We start from the raw sequence: 15,985 nt of genomic DNA on the forward strand, positions 1-15,985 counted from the left end.
GGGTGACATCACCCGCGATGAGACCGGCCGACGCGCGGCACGCCGTGCCGCCGCCCGGTGCCCTCCCTCGCCGCTGCCGTCTTGGCACGGTTCCGCCGGCCCCCGATGCGGCCCCCACCCCTGCGGGCGGCCTTCCGGCGGGCGTTCACTCCGGGTTTGCCGCAGGTCCGGACCGTTCCCGGCCGGGACCTGCCCGAGAGGAGCGCCAGAGGATGTTCACCGGCATTGTCGAAGAGCTCGGCGAGGTCGTCGCGGTGGAGCCCCACGGGGACTCGGCCCTGCTGACCGTGCGCGGGCCGCTGGTCACCGAGGACGCCGTGCACGGGGCGTCCATCGCGGTCAACGGCGTCTGCCTGACCGTGGTGGAGACCGCGGACGGCGCGTTCACCGCGGACGTCATGAAGGAGACCCTCGACCGTTCCAGCCTCGGCGTCCTGGTCCCCGGCTCGCGGGTCAACCTGGAACGGCCGGTGCGGCTGGCGGACCGCCTCGGCGGTCACCTCGTCCAGGGGCACGTCGACGGCGTCGGGCAGATCGTGTCCCGGCGGCCGGGGGAGCGGTGGGAGGTCGTCACCGTCTCCGTGCCCGCCGCGCTGAGCCGGTATGTCGTCGAGAAGGGCTCGATCACCATCGACGGCGTCAGCCTCACCGTGGTCGAGGCGGGTGCGGAGCACCTGACCGTGTCGCTGATCCCGACCACCCTGGAGCTGACCACCCTCGGCCACAAGGGCCCCGGCGACCCGGTCAACCTGGAGGTCGACGTCGTCGCCAAGTACGTCGAGCGGCTCCTCGGCCCCCGGCCGGAGGCGGCCCGATGAGCTGGGTGGACGCCGGATTCGAGGTGCTCGGCCAGAAGGTGCTGTGGACCGACCTGGCCGGCAACGCCGCCGCGCTGGGCACCGTCGCGCTGGCGATCCGCAAGACCATCTGGACCTGGCCGGTGCAGCTGGCCGGCTCGGTGCTGCTGCTGGTGGCGTCGCTGAACGCCGGGCTGACCGGCAACGCGCTCAAGCAGGTGATGTTCGGCGTGCTGGCCGGCTACGGCTGGTGGAAGTGGTCGCAGGGATTGCGCGGCCGGGACCTGCCGGTGCGCCCGGCCACCGGGTACGAGCGGCTGGTCCTGCTGGCGGTGCTGGCCGCCGGGACCGCGCTGGTCGCCGCGTTCTTCCAGGCCACCGGCTGGTCGTGGGCGCCGCTGCCGGACGCCTACATCTTCGTGGGCAGCGCGGTGGCGACCTACGCGCAGGGGCGGGCGCTGACCGACTTCTGGCTGGTGTGGATCGCCGTCGACCTGGTGGGCGTGCCACTGGCCTTCGCCTCTGGCCTGGTGGTGTCGGGCGTGGTGTACGGGGTGTTCTTGGTGATGGTCCTGGTCGGGTTCCGCGACTGGCTCCGCCAGTACCGGGCCCACCGGGAGGAGGGCACGGGCGGCCCCGCCCGTCCCGGGACGAAGGAAGCGGTGGCGGCATGACCGGCGACCAGACGGACGGCAGGACGGACGGGATGGACGAGACGGTGAACAGCGGGATCTTCGACCCCGTCGAGGACGCGCTGGCCGACATCGCGGCCGGCAAGGCGGTCGTGGTGGTCGACGACGAGGATCGCGAGAACGAGGGCGACATCATCTTCGCCGCCGCCAAGGCCACCCCCGAGCTGCTGGCGTTCACCATCCGCTACACCAGCGGGGTGATCTGCATGCCGATGCTCGGCGAGGACCTGGACCGGCTGCAGATCCCGCTGATGACCGCGCAGAACCGCGACCGCATGCGCACCGCGTTCACGGTCAGCGTGGATGCCCGCGACGGGGTCAGCACCGGCATCTCGGCCGCCGACCGGGCCCGCACCATCCGTACCCTGTGCGACTCGGCCACCGAGCCCTACGAGATCGTCCGCCCCGGCCACATCTTCCCGCTGCGTTACCACGAGGGCGGGGTGCTGGCCCGCCGTGGCCACACCGAGGCGTCCGTCGACCTGGCCCGCCTGGCGGGCCTGCCCCCGGCCGGGGTGCTGGCCGAGGTGGTCAACGACGATGGCACCATGGCGCGGCTGCCCGAGCTGCAGGTCTTCGCCAAGGAGCACGGCCTGAAGCTGATCTCCATCGAGCAGCTCGTGGAGTACCGCAAGCGCACCGAGACGATGGTCCGCCGCGAGGTCGAGACCCGGCTGCCCAACCGGTACGGCACCTGGCGCGCGGTCGGCTTCTCCAGCGCCATCGACGGCGGCGAGCACGTCGCCCTGGTCTACGGCGACATCGGCGACGGCGAGGACCTGCTGGTGCGCGCCCACTCCGAGTGCCTCACCGGGGACGTGCTGCACTCCGAACGCTGCGACTGCGGCACCCAGCTGGACGCCGCCATGGAGGCCATCGCCGCCGAGGGCCGCGGCGTCGTGCTCTACCTGCGCGGCCACGAGGGACGCGGCATCGGCCTGCTGGCCAAGCTGCGGGCGTACGCCCTGCAGGACGCCGGCTCCGACACCGTGGACGCCAACCTGGAGCTGGGCCTGCCCGCCGATGCCCGCGAGTACTCCAACGCCGCGCAGATGCTGCTGGACCTGGGCGCCCGCTCCATCCGCGTGCTCACCAACAACCCGGCCAAGCTGGCCGGGCTGAAGGGCTTCGGCCTGGAGGTGCGCGGCCGGGTGCCGATGCCCGTCGTCCCGACCGAGCACAACCTGCGTTACCTGACCGCCAAGCGCGACCGCCTCGGCCACCGCATCGAGGGCCTGGCGTGAGCGCCCGCACCACCCGTCCGCCCCAGGCACCGAAGGGAACCCGACCATGAGCGGCGCCGGACGCCCGGAACAGACCACCGTGAACGCGGCCGAACTCACCCTGGGCATCGCCTGTACCCGCTGGCACGGCCAGATCACCGACCGGCTGTTGGAGCGCGCGGTCCTGGCGGCCAAGGAGTGCGGCGTCGGCGATCCCGTGGTCGTCCGGGTGGCCGGCGCGCTGGAACTGCCGGTGGTCGCCCAGCAGCTCGCCCGCGACCTGGACGCCGTGGTCTGCCTGGGCGCGGTCATCCGGGGCGAGACCGCACATTTCGACTATGTCTGCGACTCGGTGACCGCGGGTTTGACAAGGGTTGCCCTGGACGAGGCCACTCCGGTGGGCAACGGCGTCCTGACGTGTGACACCATTGAGCAGGCACTGGATCGCAGCGGGCTGCCGGGCAGCCGCGAAGACAAGGGATGGGAGGCGACTGTGGCCGCTCTCGACACGGCTCTGACCCTGCGAGGTCTGCGGCATCACGGTCCCGCCGGGCATCTGTCGGAGCATCTGAGCTCCTGAGCGATCCCGGACCACCCATACCTTCACACGAAAGGCTTCCGCCGTGCTGTCCCTCGTACTGCCCAAGGGGTCCCTGGAGAAGGCGACGATGGAGCTGTTCGACGCCGCGGACCTGACCGTCCGCCGCGCCTCGGACCGCGACTACCGCGCCTCCATCGACGACCCGCGCATCGACCGGGTGCGCGTGCTGCGCCCCCAGGAGATCCCGACCTACCTCGAACAGGGTCTGTTCGACCTGGGCATCACCGGCCGCGACTGGATCACCGAGACCGACTCCGACGTGGTCAGCCTCGGTGAGCTGAAGTACTCCAAGGCCACCTCCAACCCGGTGCGCGTCATCATGGCGGTGCCCAACGACGCCCCCTGGCAGTCGGTCTCCGACCTGCCCGAGGGCGTGCGGATCTCCACCGAGTTCCCCGCGATGACCCAGCGCTTCCTGGAGCGGCACGGGGTCAAGGCCAAGGTCGTGCCGTCCTACGGCGCCACCGAGGCCAAGGTCCCCGACATCGTGGACGCGATCGTCGACCTGACCGAGACCGGCTCCTCGCTGCGCAAGAACGGCCTGCGCATCCTCGACACCCTGCTGACCAGCTACACCGAGCTGGTCGCCAACCGGCAGTCCTACGAGGACGAGGCCAAGCGCGCCGCGATGGAGGACATCGCGCTGCTGCTGCAGGGCGCCATCCGCGCCCGCGGCAACGTGCTGCTCAAGCTGAACGTCTCGGCCGCGCAGCTGCAGGCGGTGCTGGACATCATGCCCGCCATGTCCTCGCCCACGGTCACCTCGCTGGCCGGCGGCGAGGCGCACGCGGTGGAGAGCGTGGTCGCCAAGCGCGGCGTCAACACGCTGATCCCCGCGCTGAAGGCGGCCGGCGCCCGCGACATCCTCGAGATCCCCATCTCCAAGATCGTTGACTGATCCGTTCCCTCTGGGGAGGGGCCTGCCGCCACCGCGGGCGGCGGCCGGGCCGTCCCCACAACGCTGGAGCCGTGGTGCGGTCGTCTGACCTTCCGTCCCTGCCGGTGGTGTGGCGTCCGCGGCGGACCCGGATCGTCGCCTACACGATGGCGGGCGTGATCGTGCTTGGCATGGTCGTGCTCGCCATCGTGGTGGCACCCCCGTTCACGGTCTTCGACCGCGTGCTGCTGGTCGCCCTGGGCCTGTTCCTGGGCTGGCTGCTGCACATGTTCGCGCGTTGTCGCGTGGTCGCCGACCAGCGGGGCGTCACCGTGGTCAACGCCTTCCGCACCCGCCGCCTGGAGTGGCCCGAGGTGCTGAGCGTCACCATGGCCCCGGGCGAGCCCTGGCCCACCCTCGACCTGGCCGACGGCACCTCGATCGGCGCCATGGGCATCAACGGCGCCGAGAAGCCCCGCGCCGCCCACCAGCTCACCGAACTGCGCGCCCTCCTCGCCGAGCACGCCGAAGCCCCCGACCGCTGACCTCACGGCGCGGGGGCCGACGGTCAGGGGGCGGCGCGGAATTCGGTGGTGTCGCCCTCGCTCCAGGTCATGACGAAGGTCTTGGCGCCCTTGGGGGGCCGGGCGGTGCCGGTGAACTTGGAGATCTTGCAGTCGATGTCGAAGCGGTAGGCCTCGCCCGCCGGGGCGGTGGTGCCGGTGCAGTCGACGGTGCTCTTGAAGCGGACCCCGCCGTTCTCGTCGACGGTGAGGGTGGTGCCGCCCGCGCCGGTGCCCGCGCCCCCGGCGCCGAGCCAGGTGCCGGTGAACGGGTGGCCGCTTGGGGCGGACGGCTCGCCGTCGCCGCCGCAGGCGGTCAGGGACGACAGCAGGGCGGCGGCGAGCGCGAGGGCGGCGGGTGCGGTGCGGCGGGTCATGGCGGGTCAGTCGACGTTGGCCCCGGGCGGCATGGGCGCCAGGACGAGCTGTTCGGTGGAGCGGACGCCGAAGCCCCAGTTGAGGACCTTGGAGGCGTCGGTGAAGCGGGCCGTGGAGTCGGTGGTGGAGCTGTTGAGGACCACGCCGACCAGGGTGCGCTTGCCGCGGGTGGCGGCGAACATCAGGCTGTAGCCGGCGGCGCTGGTGTAGCCGGTCTTGACGCCGGCGGCGCCGCGGTAGGAGCCCAGCAGCCGGTTGGTGTTGTGCCAGGTGTAGGAGCGGTGGCCGCCGCCGGCCGCCAGGGAGTAGGTGCGGGTGCCGACGACCTTGCGGAAGTCCGCCCGCTTCATGGCGTAGTTGGCCAGCTTGGTCTGGTCCAGTGCCGTCGAGTAGCCCGCCGTGGCGGTGGGCCAGGGCAGGCCGTCGAAGTTGGCGTAGTGCGTCCGGCCCATGTTGAGCTGACGGGCCGTGGTGTTCATCTTCTTGACGAAGCCGCGCCAGCCGGGCCCGTACACGTCGGCCAGGGCGTAGGCGGCGTCGCAGCCGGAGGGCAGCATCAGGGCGCGCAGCAGTTGCCGGGCGGTCAGCTTGTCGCCCGGCCGCAGGTTGGCCATGCTGCCGCCGTGCCGGACGGCGTAGTCAATGTACTTCTGCTTGATGGTGATCTTGCGGTCGAGGTTGCCGGCGCGCAGCACCACGACGGCGGTCATGGCCTTGGTGATGCTGCCGATGGGCCGCTTGGTGTTGCCGGAGCGGTGCCAGTGGATCTTACGCTTGGCGGGCTCGTACAGCAGGGCCGACCTGGCCTGCACCCCGGACGGCCCGGCCGCCGTGGCGCCCGCGGGCGGGGCGGGGGAGGCGGGGGCCGCGGCGGCCATGGTGGCGGGCGTGCCGACCAGCAACGCGGTCCCCAGTAGTGGCACGAAGACACGCCTGGACCATGCGCGCTGCATGGGCACCCCATTCACTCGGATAACGACCGGAACGCCGGAAGCCTGTCAGTACGGGCGCTTCGTCGCAACCGATTCCCGATCTTGGCCGGAACCGGGCCCGTCAGCGGGGGCGCCAGGAGGGGGTGTCGGAGCCCCAGGGGGTGACCGGATGAGCCCAGGTGCGGGGACCTCCGCCCAGGTCGATTGGCGGCAGCGCGCGGCGGATGCCTCCGCTTTCGGCCAGGTACGGGGACGGGTCGAACCCGGCGGCCGCCGCGTCTGGGGCGGCGGGACGGCGCAGCAGCCAGGCGGCGGTCTGGGCCAGGGACAGCTCGGCGTGCCATCCGCCGCCCTCGGCGGCTCGGCGGGTGACCGCGCGCATCACCACCGCGGCCAGCAGGTAGCCGGTGCCGTGGTCGAGAGCCTGGACGGGGAGCGCGCCGGGGGCCGGGTCCCCGCCCGCCTCGGTCACCGCGATCCCGGACGCCGCCTGGACGAGGCTGTCGAATCCCCGCCGGTCCGCCCACGGCCCGATGGAACCCCAGGCCGACAGGCAGGCCACGATCAGGCCGGGACGCTCGGCCGCCAGGGCGGCGGGGGACAGCCCGTACCGGTCCAGCGCGCCGGGCCGGTAGCCGGTGACCACCACGTCGGCGGCGCCGAGCAGCTCCGACAGCCGCGTCCGGCCGGCGGCCTCGTCCAGGTCGAGCAGGGCCGAGCGCTTGCCCGCGCCGGTCTCCAGGTGCTGGGCGGGGATCTCCGGCAGCCGCGGCGAATCCACCCGCAGCACATCCGCGCCCAGCAGCGCCAGCGTGCGGGTGCCCACCGGCCCGGCGATGACCCGGGTGAGGTCCAGCACCCGCAGCCCCGCCATCGGTAGCAGCGGCCCGGAGGGGACCGGGCCGAGGGGGCGGGCTGGGGCGTCGCCGGCGCGGGTCAGCCGCAGCAGCGGCAGCGCGGCCACGTGCGCGCCCTGCGGGTGGGCGGCCCAGGCGGCGGGGGTGCGGACGGCGACGGCCAGGCCGCCTGCCGCCTGCACCGACGCCTCGACCTCGGCGGCCGAGGCGGCCGCGATCGTCTTCTCCACGGCGGGCACGGGATCGGTGAGCGAGACCTCCAGCCCCAGCGCCCGCAGCAGCCGGTCGCGGTGGTGCGGGTAGTTGCCGTGGGTGCGCACCCAGCCGTCGGCCGCCCGCCAGAAGCGCGACAGCGGCGCGAACGACGGCTCGGCCTTCCCGTCCACCCGCAGATGCCGTTCCCCGGCGAACGCCACGGCCACCGCCCGGCTGTCCACCCGGACGGCGGGACGCCCGGCCCCGCGCGCTTCGGCCAGTTCGGCGGCGGCCAGCGACGCCGCCGCCACGGTCGCCCCCGCCAGTTCGGTGACCGGCAGCCGGGCGGGCAGCGTCACGTCCGGGCCGGTACGGGCGACCGTGCCCGGCCGCCCGCCCAGGCACGCCCACGCCTCGTCCAGGAACCCCGCCCCACGCCCCACCGCAGACCTCCTCGTGTCGCGGGCCGAGGCTAGCGGGGTCAGGCGGTGAGGACGGCGGCGGTCCCGGCGCCGATGAGGGCCAGCGCCCAGACCCGGTCCAGGTCGAGCCAGGCCCGGCGCAGCACGGCCAGGCCGACGACCTCGTACACCAGCACCGCGATCACCCCGGCCACCGCGAACATGGCCAGGGTGTGCACGCCGGTCACGAAGATCCCCGACATCAGCGCGCTGCCCTGGGCGTGGCCGAGGCCGTGCGCGTGGCCGGCCACCGGTGCGGAGGCGGTGATCACCGGCAGCAGCATCAGCCCCGCCCCGTGCACCGACGACATCAGGAACGACCAGCCCGCCAGCTGCCACAGCGACAGCCGCATGCCCACCCAGCGGAAGTGCCGCCGCGACAGCAGCCGCCACAGCCCGAAGCAGGCCAGCGCCGCGCCGCCGGCGATCGCCACGATCCGGGTGGCCACCACCGACTGCGTCAGCGAGACCAGCACGGCGACCACCCCGACGGAGGCGGCGTGCCCGGCGGCGATGGCCGGCAGCGACTCCAGCACCCGGGCGCGGGCGCGCTCCTGCAGGCCGCGGGCGACCGCGAACAGCCAGCCCATGCCCGGGTTGAGGCCGTGGAAGGCGCCCAGGGCGACCAGCGCCGCCAGCGATCCCTCGGTCACGGGTAGCAGTAGGAGTCCGAGGAGGCGTCCCCGCCCTGCAGCCGGGTCTGGTGCGGGCGCAGCCCCCGGAAGGCGTCGCCGTGCGGGAAGAACCGCTCGTCGAACGTGAAGTCCGCGCCCGAGTCGAGCTTGGCCATCCAGGCACCGACCCCGTCGGGGTAGAACTGGTCGTCCCAGGACCCGTACAGCGAGTTGGTCACGTAGACCCGCCTGCCGTCCCGGCTGACCTCGACCATCTGCGGGCCGCCGGCCAGCGGCAGGTCCGGCGCGGCCGGGTGCGGGGTGCGGCCGGTGATGCCGCCGATGCGCACCGACCCCGCCTCGACCGGCTTGAACGGGTCGGACACGTCGTAGCGCTTGAGCTCGCCGGTGCCCCAGCACGACACGTACAGCCACTGGTCGTCCACCGACAGGTCGATGTCGGTGACCAGTGGCGGGACGGCGCCGAACGGCTGGATGACCGGTGGCAGGTCCGCCGGGTCGGCGGGCTCGGCGGGGATCGTGATGACCTTGGTGGCGGCCCAGGCGTCCCCGTCGCGGTGCCACAGCCACACCGACGCCGACAGGTCCTCCACGTTGACGACCACGCCGGCGAAGCCGTACTGCTTGGTCGGGTCGTGGGCGGGGCGCAGCTCCAGCACCATCTGGTGCTCGTCGCCGAGGTCCACGGTCTGGACGTGGCGGCGCTTGCGCAGGTCCCAGAAGTGCAGCGCGTGCCCGTACTTGCGGCCGAGCAGCAGCTCGCCGACCACCCCGTCCTCGACCATCGACGGGGTGCCCCACTCGGAGGTGATCAGCACGTCGTGGGCGATGTGCCACCAGGCGTCGTAGGCGAGGTACTGCGGGCCCCGGTCGACCTCCCAGCGGCCGAGCACCTCGAAGGAGGTGTGGTCCAGCAGCGCGATGCCGCCCGGCCCGTCCTCGCCGTTCGCGCCGCCGAGCGCGGTCAGGTAGAGCCCCTCGGGGCCGCAGTGCACGGTGTGCGGGCGCGAGTAGCCGGCGCGCTTGGCCAGCTCGTCGGCCTCCAGCACCTTGACGATCTGCGGGCTGGTGGGCTGCTCCTTGGTGTCGATGACGTAGACCCGTGAGGAGCGCAGGCCCGGCACGATCAGGTAGCGCCGCTCGACGTGCGGGTGCGGCGCGTACGGGCACAGGGCGCTGGAGCAGGCGTTCCAGCCGAAGTGGTGCAGCTCGTCGCCGGTGTGGGGGAGCTCGGTCCAGCCGACCACCTCGCCGTAGGAGCCCGAGCCGGGGTCGGTGTCCAGCACGGCGATGGCGTCCGGTTTGGTGGCCGAACGGTCGAAGGCGGCGACGTAGGCGAGCTTCTCGGGTGGGGCGCTCGCCGCGTCACGGGGCGAGGGATAGAAGGTGGGGTCCGGCTTCCACAGGGCCATACGGGGATCCTCCTGGTGTCCGCTGCGCCGTCACGTGGAGTTACTATCCGTCAGACTAGTGTGACGGGATGTCGCGCCACGGCGTCGAAGAGATAGCCGAGAGTGTTGTGCGGAGTGGCGTCCGGCTGGGTGGCGCCGGTCTCGTCGGTGGCGCGCGCCAGCAACTGGTACGAGCCCGGACCCGGACATCGCCAGCGGTATTCCCACAGCGTCCAGCCGTGCGCCGGGCGCGGGCCGCGCAGCCGTGCCCGGTGCCAGGTCGCGCCGCCGTCCACGCTGACCTCGACCTGCCGGATCCGGCCGTTGCCGGACCAGGAGCGGCCGTGCAGCACCCGCTCGCTCCGGGCGGGCAGTCGCGCGTCCCAGGGCAGCTCGAAGGCGCTCTTGACGCCCATCCGGGTCAGCGGGGCGCTGCCCTCGGGCGGATGGCCGGCGCCGAACAGCCGGTAGTAGCGGGTGTTCCAGGGCGAGAACAGCGGCTGGTCGGAGACCTCGATGTCGCCGACCCACTTGACGGAGGCGATGCCCACCCAGGACGGCACCACGACCCGGACCGGGAAGCCGTGGTCGGGCGGCAGCGGCCGGCCGTTCATCTCGTACGCCAGTAGCACGTCCTTGAGGGCCTTGGCCACCGGCAGCGGGCGCCGCACCCGGCCCATGTTCTCGCCCTTGTCGACGTAGTCGGCGTCGAGGCCGCGCGGCATGACGTCCACGGCCTGCGGGGTGATCCCGGCACGTTCCAACACGGCCGAAAGCCGCACGCCGCGCCAGCGGGCGACGCCGGCGGCGCCCAGCTTCCAGGGCGTGCCGGAGACCTGCTGCCCCTGCTGGGAGGCGAACAGGCTGCGGCCGTTGCCGGTGCACTCGATGAAGGCGGTGAGGGTCTCGGCGCGCATCGCCAGCAGGTCCTCGTAGCCGAACTCGACCGGGGCGTCCAGCGTGGGGGAGCCGCGCAGGCCGCTGCCCCACAGCTTGAGCCGCCAGGTGCGCACGTCGATCTCGGGGGTGGCGACGTGGTTGCGGACGAAGAACCGGTCCGCGGGGGTCAGGTACCCCTGCCCGCGCATCGCCTCCCAGCGCATCTCGGCATTGGTGCCGTGGTTGATGAACAGCTCGGGCGGCAGCGGCTTGACGATGGGAGAGGCGGCGGCGCGGGCGGGGTCGGCCGGGGCGAAGGGCGCGGCGGTCATCGCCAGGCCCGCGCCGGCGGAGGCGCGCAGCAGCCTCCGGCGGGTCAGGGGTGGCAGCTCCCGCCACTGGCGCGATCGGACGCGTTCGTACGCGGCCTCGTCGGTGAGGTCGTCCTCCATGGCCCCGATGATGCTCCTGACCTCCTCTATTGTCAATTGATTAGGTAGGTAAAGTAGGGAGATTGTTGAACATTCCGCTGTCCCGGCCCGGTCAGTAGCCTGGACGTGTGACGCAGAACGCGGCGAACCGGGCGTCCGATATCGGCTCGCCCCAGGAGCTGGCCCGCCTGCTGGACTCCTGCGGCTACCTGACCGACGACGGCCTGGCCACCGCCGCCTACCTGGCCCTGCGGATGCGCCGCCCGCTGTTCCTGGAGGGCGAGGCGGGCGTCGGCAAGACCGCGCTGGCCAAGTCCCTGGCCCAGGTGCTCGACACACCGCTGATCCGCCTGCAGTGCTACGAGGGCCTGGACGCCGCGCAGGCCCTCTACGACTGGGACTTCCCCCGCCAACTGCTGCACCTGCGCACGGCCGAGGCAGCGGGCGTCACCGACGTGGCACGCCTGGAGTCGGAGCTGTACGACCGGCGCTTCCTGATCGCCCGGCCCCTGCTGCGGGCCCTGGAGACCTCCACCGCGCAGCGGCCCAGCGTGTTGCTGGTGGACGAGGTCGACCGTGCCGACGACGAGTTCGAGGCGTTCCTGCTGGAGGTGCTGTCGGACTTCACGATCTCGATCCCGGAGCTGGGCACGGTGCGCGCCGCCGAGCCCCCCGTGGTCGTGCTGACCTCCAACCGCACCCGCGAGGTGCACGACGCGCTCAAGCGCCGCTGCCTCTATCACTGGCTGGAGCACCCCTCCTACGAGCGGGAGGTGGCCATCATCCGGCGGCGGCTGCCGCAGGCCGACCGGCGGCTGGCCGGGCAGGTCGCCCGGGCCGCGCAGCGGCTGCGCGCCGAGGACCTGCTCAAGCCGCCCGGCGTGGCCGAGAGCCTGGACTGGACCGAGGCCCTGGTCGCGCTGGGCGCCCGCGACCTGGACCCGGCGACCGCCGCCGTCACGCTCGGCGCCGTCCTGAAGTACCGCGAGGACCAGCAGCGCGTGACCGCCCGCGGCCTGGACGCCCTCCTCAACGGGGGCTGACCGCCGTGCGCAGCGTCACCGAGACGATCGTGGGCTTCGCCCGCACGGTGCGGGCCGCCGGGGTCGGCGCGGACCCGGAACGGGTACAGACGATGGTGCGCGCCCTGGACCACCTCGACGTCCTCGACCCGTCCGACGTCTACTGGGCCGGACGGCTCACGCTGTGCTCCGACCCGGCCGACCTGCCGCGCTACGACCGCTGCTTCGCCGCCTACTTCTCCGGGCAGACCGCCCGCACCGTCCGCCGCCCCCCGCCCGTGACGGTCACCCGGACCCTCGCCCTCCCGGCCGCACCGCGCGAGGACGGCGAGGACGGCGAGCGCGCCGACCCGCGCACGGCCACCTCCAGCGCCGCCGAGGTGCTGCGGCACCGCGACGTCGCCCGGCTCGGCGCCGCCGAGCGGGCCGAGGTCAACCGGCTGATCGCGCTACTGGAGGCGGGCGCCGAACGCCGCCGCTCCCGCCGCCTCGCGCCCGCCCCGTCCGGCCGCCTGGACCCGCACCGCACGGTCCGGGAGGTGCTGCGGCACGGCGGCGAGGTCTCCCGGCTGCGGCACCGCGCGCACCGCACCCGGCCGCGCCGGGTGGTGCTGCTGGTCGACGTGAGCGGCTCCATGGCGCCGTACGCCGACGCGCTGCTGCGGTTCGCGCACGCCGCCGTGCGCTCCGGCGGCCGCACCACCGAGGCGTTCAGCGCCGGGACCCGGCTGACCCGGCTGACCCGCGAGCTGCGGCACCGCGACCCCGACACGGCCATGGCCGCGGTCTCGCAGGCCATCCCGGACTGGAGCGGCGGCACCCGGCTCGGCGAGGAGCTCAAGGAGTTCCTCGACCGCTTCGGGCAGCGCGGCCTGGCCCGGGGCGCGATCGTGGTGATCGCCTCCGACGGCTGGGAACGCGGCGACGCGTCCCTGCTCGGCGCGCAGATGGCGCGGCTGCGGCGGCTGGCGCACCGGGTGGTGTGGGCCAACCCGCACAAGGCGCGGCCCGGGTACCAGCCGCTGACGGCCGGGATGACGGCGGCGCTGCCGCATGTGGACCACTTCGTGGCCGGGCACAGCCTGGCCGCGCTGGAGGAACTGGCCCAGATCCTGAAGGCGGGGGATGCACGTGCGTGACGTGCTCGGCGACATCGTCCGGTGGTACGCGGCGGGCGAGACGTTCGGCCTGGCCACGGTGGTGGAGACCTTCCGCAGCGCGCCCCGGCCGCCCGGGGCGGCGATGGCGGTCTCGGCCGGCGGCGAGGCGGCCGGCAGTGTGTCCGGCGGATGCGTCGAGGGCGCGGTGTACGAGCTGGCCCGCGAGGTGATCGAGACCGGGCGGCCGCAGCGGGCGCGCTACGGGGTCAGCGACGACGACGCGTTCGCGGTCGGCCTGACCTGCGGCGGCATCATCGACGTCTGGGTCGAGCCGGTCGGCCCGCGGACGTTCCCGCAGTTCGGCGAGGTGGCTGCCGCGATCGAGGCGCACCGGCCGGTGGCGGTGGCCACGGTGGTGGCGGGGCCGGGCGTCCTGGGCGCCCGCCGGGTGATCTGGCCCGATCACGCGGCCGGCTCCCTGGCGCCGGGGGAGTCCTACTCCGAGCGGCTGGACGCGGCGGTGGACGACGACGCGCGCGGGATGCTCGCCCAGGGGCTGACCGGGTCACGGCACTACGGGCCGCGGGGCGAGCGGCGGCTGGACGACCTGACGGTGTTCGTCCAGTCGTTCGCGCCGCCGCCCAGGCTGCTGGTGTTCGGCGCGATCGACTTCGCCGCCGCCGTCGCCCGGATCGGCAAGTTCCTCGGCCACCACGTGACGGTCTGCGACGCCCGGCCGGTGTTCGCCACCGCCAAGCGGTTCCCCGACGCCGACGAGGTCGTGGTCAAGTGGCCGCACAAGTTCCTCAGCGAGATCGAGGTGGACGAGCGGACCGCCATCTGCGTGCTCACCCACGACCCCAAGTTCGACGTGCCGCTGCTGGAGGTCGCGCTGCGCACCCCCGCCGGCTACATCGGGGCGATGGGCTCGCGCCGCACCCACGCCGACCGGCTCGCCCGGCTCCGCGAGGCCGGGCTGGGCGAGGCCGAGCTGGCCCGGCTGCGCTCGCCGATCGGCCTGGACCTGGGCGCCCGCACCCCGGAGGAGACGGCCGTGTCGATCGCGGCCGAGCTGATCCAGCTCCGCTGGGGCGGCTCCGGCCGCCCGCTGACCACCACCACCGGCCGCATCCACGGCGATCACGACTGACCGCCAGTCCCGTCCGGCCCCCGGCGGCGGCCCCCGCTGACGGCCCGTCCTCGTCCGCCTCAGGCGTCCCGGCGCCGCAGCACCAGGTACCCCCCGACAAGCGCGGCGGCCGTCCAGCACAGCAGGACGGCCAGCCCGGCCGCCGGGCCCAGCGGATCCCGCAACAGCACTCCCCGCCCTCCGGTCTGCAGCATCGCGATCCCGGCCTGGTCGGGCAGGTACCGGGAGACGGCGCGGAGCCCGGGGGCGTTGCCGAGCCCCTGCGAGCCCAGGAACAGCAGCGGCAGCAGGATCGCCATCGCCCGCGCCGAGCCGCGCAGCAGGGTCGTCACCCCGACCGCGAAGAGGCTCATCAGGGTCAGGTAGACGGCCGCACCCAGCGTCGCGCGCAGCGCGCCCTCCCCGCCCAGCTCCGTGCCGTGCGGCCCGAGCGCCGCCTGCGCCGCGAAAAAGGCGGCGAACGCGGTCAGCAGGCAGACCGGCAGGGCGGCCGCCGCGACCGCCAGCACCTTGGCGCCGTAGAACAGCCCGCGCCGGGGAACCGCGGCCAGTGAGGCACGGATGGTCCCGCCGCCGTGCCCTCCGTACTCGGTGCCGACCGCCAGCACCCCGAACACCACCACGGCGAGCTGGCCGAGGGCCACTCCGTAAAAGCCCACGGCGGTGGGGTCGAAGCCACTGCGCTGATCGGCCGGCAGACTCTCCCAACGAGTGCTGAACGACCGCCCGGCCAGCACGCCGAGCCCCACGCTCAGCGCGAACGCCGACGACAGCGCCCAGTGGCTCGACCGCAGGGTCCGCAGCTTGATCCATTCGGCGGCGAACGCCGGGCCGAGGGCGGTCACCGGCCCTCCTCCCCGCTGGAGTACTCCACGGCCGACGCGGTGAGCCGCATGAACGCCTCCTCCAGACCGGCCGCGCGCAGGCCGATCTCGTGCACCGCCAGCCCGTGCGCGGCGGCCAGTTCGCCGACCGCGGCCGGGTCGCCGCCCGCGATCTCCAGCGCGCCGTCGGCCCCGGTCCGCGCCGTGACGCCCGCGCCGGCCAGCACGTCGAGCAGCCGCTCCGGCTCGGGGGTGCGCACCCGCACGAAGGAGCCGCAGTGGCGCTCGACGAAGTCGGCCATGGCGGTGTCGGCCAGCAGCCGGCCCCGGCCGATCACGATCAGATGGTCGGCGGTCAGCGCCATCTCGCTCATCAGGTGGCTGGAGACGAACACCGTGCGCCCCTCGGCGGCCAGCCCCCGCATCAGCGTGCGGATCCACACGACGCCCTCCGGGTCCAGCCCGTTGACCGGCTCGTCGAACAGCAGCACCGGCGGGTCGCCGAGCAGGGCGGCGGCGATGCCCAGCCGCTGGGCCATGCCCAGCGAGAAGCCGCCGGCCCGGCGCCCGGCCGCCGGTCCCAGCCCGGTCAGCTCGATCACCTCGCGGACCCGGGCGGCGGGGATGCGGTTGCTGCGCGCCAGCCACAGCAGGTGGTGGCGGGCGCGGCGGCCCCGGTGCACGCCTCCGGGCTCCACCAGCGCGCCGACCCGCCGCAGCGGGTCGGGCAGCTCCCGGTAGGGGCGGCCGTCGATGAGCGCCCGTCCCGCGGTGGGCCGGTCCAGGCCCAGCAGCATCCGCAGGGTGGCGGACTTCCCGGCGCCGTTGGGGCCGAGGAAACCGGTGATCCGGCCGGGGCGGACCGAGAAGGACAACCCGTCCACGGCGAGCTTGCGGCCGTATCTCTTGGTGAGGTCACGGACTTCTATCACGCGGCCACGGTAGGAACTGGCGGCGGTCGGCCGCCGTCCGCCAAA

General features: G+C 73.9%; 17 protein-coding genes. 9 read left to right on the plus strand and 8 right to left on the minus strand.

What is annotated here, in order from left to right:
* Positions 1–212: 212 nt before the first annotated feature.
* The 6 genes from C4U03_RS00875 to C4U03_RS00900 all read left to right on the plus strand — a co-directional run bounded on the left by C4U03_RS00875 (position 213) and on the right by C4U03_RS00900 (position 4,735).
* Positions 213–818 carry a riboflavin synthase gene (locus tag C4U03_RS00875; RefSeq protein ID WP_103935655.1) on the plus strand — a complete coding sequence of 202 codons (606 nt, stop codon included), beginning with the start codon at positions 213–215 and terminating at the stop codon, positions 816–818.
* Positions 815–1,471, plus strand: a complete 657-nt coding sequence (locus tag C4U03_RS00880) for a nicotinamide mononucleotide transporter family protein (RefSeq protein WP_103935656.1) — start codon at positions 815–817, stop codon at positions 1,469–1,471. Before C4U03_RS00875 ends, C4U03_RS00880 begins: the two co-directional genes overlap by 4 nt.
* Positions 1,468–2,733: a bifunctional 3,4-dihydroxy-2-butanone-4-phosphate synthase/GTP cyclohydrolase II gene (locus tag C4U03_RS00885; protein WP_407701400.1), complete on the plus strand. Its 1,266-nt coding sequence runs from the start codon at positions 1,468–1,470 to the stop codon at positions 2,731–2,733. Before C4U03_RS00880 ends, C4U03_RS00885 begins: the two co-directional genes overlap by 4 nt.
* 46 nt (positions 2,734–2,779) lie before the next feature.
* Positions 2,780–3,292 (plus strand): 6,7-dimethyl-8-ribityllumazine synthase, encoded by a 513-nt coding sequence (ribH, locus tag C4U03_RS00890; protein WP_103935657.1) that lies wholly within the window; start codon positions 2,780–2,782, stop codon positions 3,290–3,292.
* Between the two features lie 43 nt (positions 3,293–3,335).
* Complete coding sequence (gene hisG / locus C4U03_RS00895; RefSeq protein WP_103935658.1) at positions 3,336–4,211, plus strand: ATP phosphoribosyltransferase; 876 nt, start codon at positions 3,336–3,338, stop codon at positions 4,209–4,211.
* 74 nt (positions 4,212–4,285) lie between these two features.
* Positions 4,286–4,735: a PH domain-containing protein gene (locus C4U03_RS00900; RefSeq protein ID WP_235017543.1), complete on the plus strand. Its 450-nt coding sequence runs from the start codon at positions 4,286–4,288 to the stop codon at positions 4,733–4,735.
* 23 nt (positions 4,736–4,758) lie between these two features.
* On the opposite strand, the gene C4U03_RS00905 is transcribed toward C4U03_RS00900, so the two are convergent.
* The 6 genes from C4U03_RS00905 to C4U03_RS00930 form a co-directional block, all read right to left on the minus strand.
* Positions 4,759–5,130, minus strand: a complete 372-nt coding sequence (locus C4U03_RS00905) for a hypothetical protein (protein ID WP_103935659.1) — start codon at positions 5,128–5,130, stop codon at positions 4,759–4,761.
* Between the two features lie 6 nt (positions 5,131–5,136).
* The gene (locus C4U03_RS00910) at positions 5,137–6,054 is read right to left on the minus strand and encodes a D-alanyl-D-alanine carboxypeptidase family protein (protein WP_235017545.1); all 918 of its coding nucleotides are present in this window, start codon (positions 6,052–6,054) and stop codon (positions 5,137–5,139) included.
* Between the two features lie 130 nt (positions 6,055–6,184).
* Positions 6,185–7,558 carry a CoA transferase gene (locus C4U03_RS00915; protein ID WP_103935661.1) on the minus strand — a complete coding sequence of 458 codons (1,374 nt, stop codon included), beginning with the start codon at positions 7,556–7,558 and terminating at the stop codon, positions 6,185–6,187.
* A 38-nt stretch (positions 7,559–7,596) separates the two neighbouring features.
* Entirely contained in the window at positions 7,597–8,229 is a 633-nt protein-coding gene (locus C4U03_RS00920) for a hypothetical protein (protein WP_103935662.1), read from the minus strand.
* Positions 8,226–9,623 (minus strand): selenium-binding protein SBP56-related protein, encoded by a 1,398-nt coding sequence (locus tag C4U03_RS00925; protein WP_103935663.1) that lies wholly within the window; start codon positions 9,621–9,623, stop codon positions 8,226–8,228. Before C4U03_RS00925 ends, C4U03_RS00920 begins: the two co-directional genes overlap by 4 nt.
* A 50-nt stretch (positions 9,624–9,673) precedes the next feature.
* Entirely contained in the window at positions 9,674–10,933 is a 1,260-nt protein-coding gene (locus tag C4U03_RS00930; RefSeq protein ID WP_103935664.1) for a sulfite oxidase, read from the minus strand.
* A gap of 107 nt (positions 10,934–11,040) precedes the next feature.
* Between C4U03_RS00930 and C4U03_RS00935 the strand changes: the two genes are divergently transcribed.
* The 3 genes from C4U03_RS00935 to C4U03_RS00945 are packed head-to-tail and all read left to right on the plus strand — an operon-like array spanning position 11,041 to position 14,184.
* Positions 11,041–11,955 carry an AAA family ATPase gene (locus C4U03_RS00935; protein ID WP_103935665.1) on the plus strand — a complete coding sequence of 305 codons (915 nt, stop codon included), beginning with the start codon at positions 11,041–11,043 and terminating at the stop codon, positions 11,953–11,955.
* Positions 11,956–11,960: 5 nt separating this feature from the next.
* Positions 11,961–13,073, plus strand: a complete 1,113-nt coding sequence (locus C4U03_RS00940) for a vWA domain-containing protein (RefSeq protein ID WP_103935666.1) — start codon at positions 11,961–11,963, stop codon at positions 13,071–13,073.
* Positions 13,060–14,184, plus strand: coding sequence for an XdhC family protein (locus C4U03_RS00945; protein ID WP_103935667.1), 1,125 nt, complete (start codon positions 13,060–13,062; stop codon positions 14,182–14,184). Before C4U03_RS00940 ends, C4U03_RS00945 begins: the two co-directional genes overlap by 14 nt.
* Positions 14,185–14,243: 59 nt before the next feature.
* Here C4U03_RS00945 and C4U03_RS00950 read toward each other — a convergent pair whose 3' ends face one another.
* Together C4U03_RS00950 and C4U03_RS00955 are read right to left on the minus strand one after the other, a co-directional pair.
* Positions 14,244–15,029 carry an ABC transporter permease subunit gene (locus C4U03_RS00950; protein ID WP_103935668.1) on the minus strand — a complete coding sequence of 262 codons (786 nt, stop codon included), beginning with the start codon at positions 15,027–15,029 and terminating at the stop codon, positions 14,244–14,246.
* Positions 15,026–15,940, minus strand: a complete 915-nt coding sequence (locus C4U03_RS00955; RefSeq protein ID WP_103935669.1) for an ABC transporter ATP-binding protein — start codon at positions 15,938–15,940, stop codon at positions 15,026–15,028. Before C4U03_RS00955 ends, C4U03_RS00950 begins: the two co-directional genes overlap by 4 nt.
* Positions 15,941–15,985: the final 45 nt, after the last annotated feature.

It is taken from the genome of Thermomonospora echinospora, assembly GCF_900108175.1.
Classification (GTDB): Bacteria; Actinomycetota; Actinomycetes; order Streptosporangiales; family Streptosporangiaceae; genus Thermomonospora; species Thermomonospora echinospora.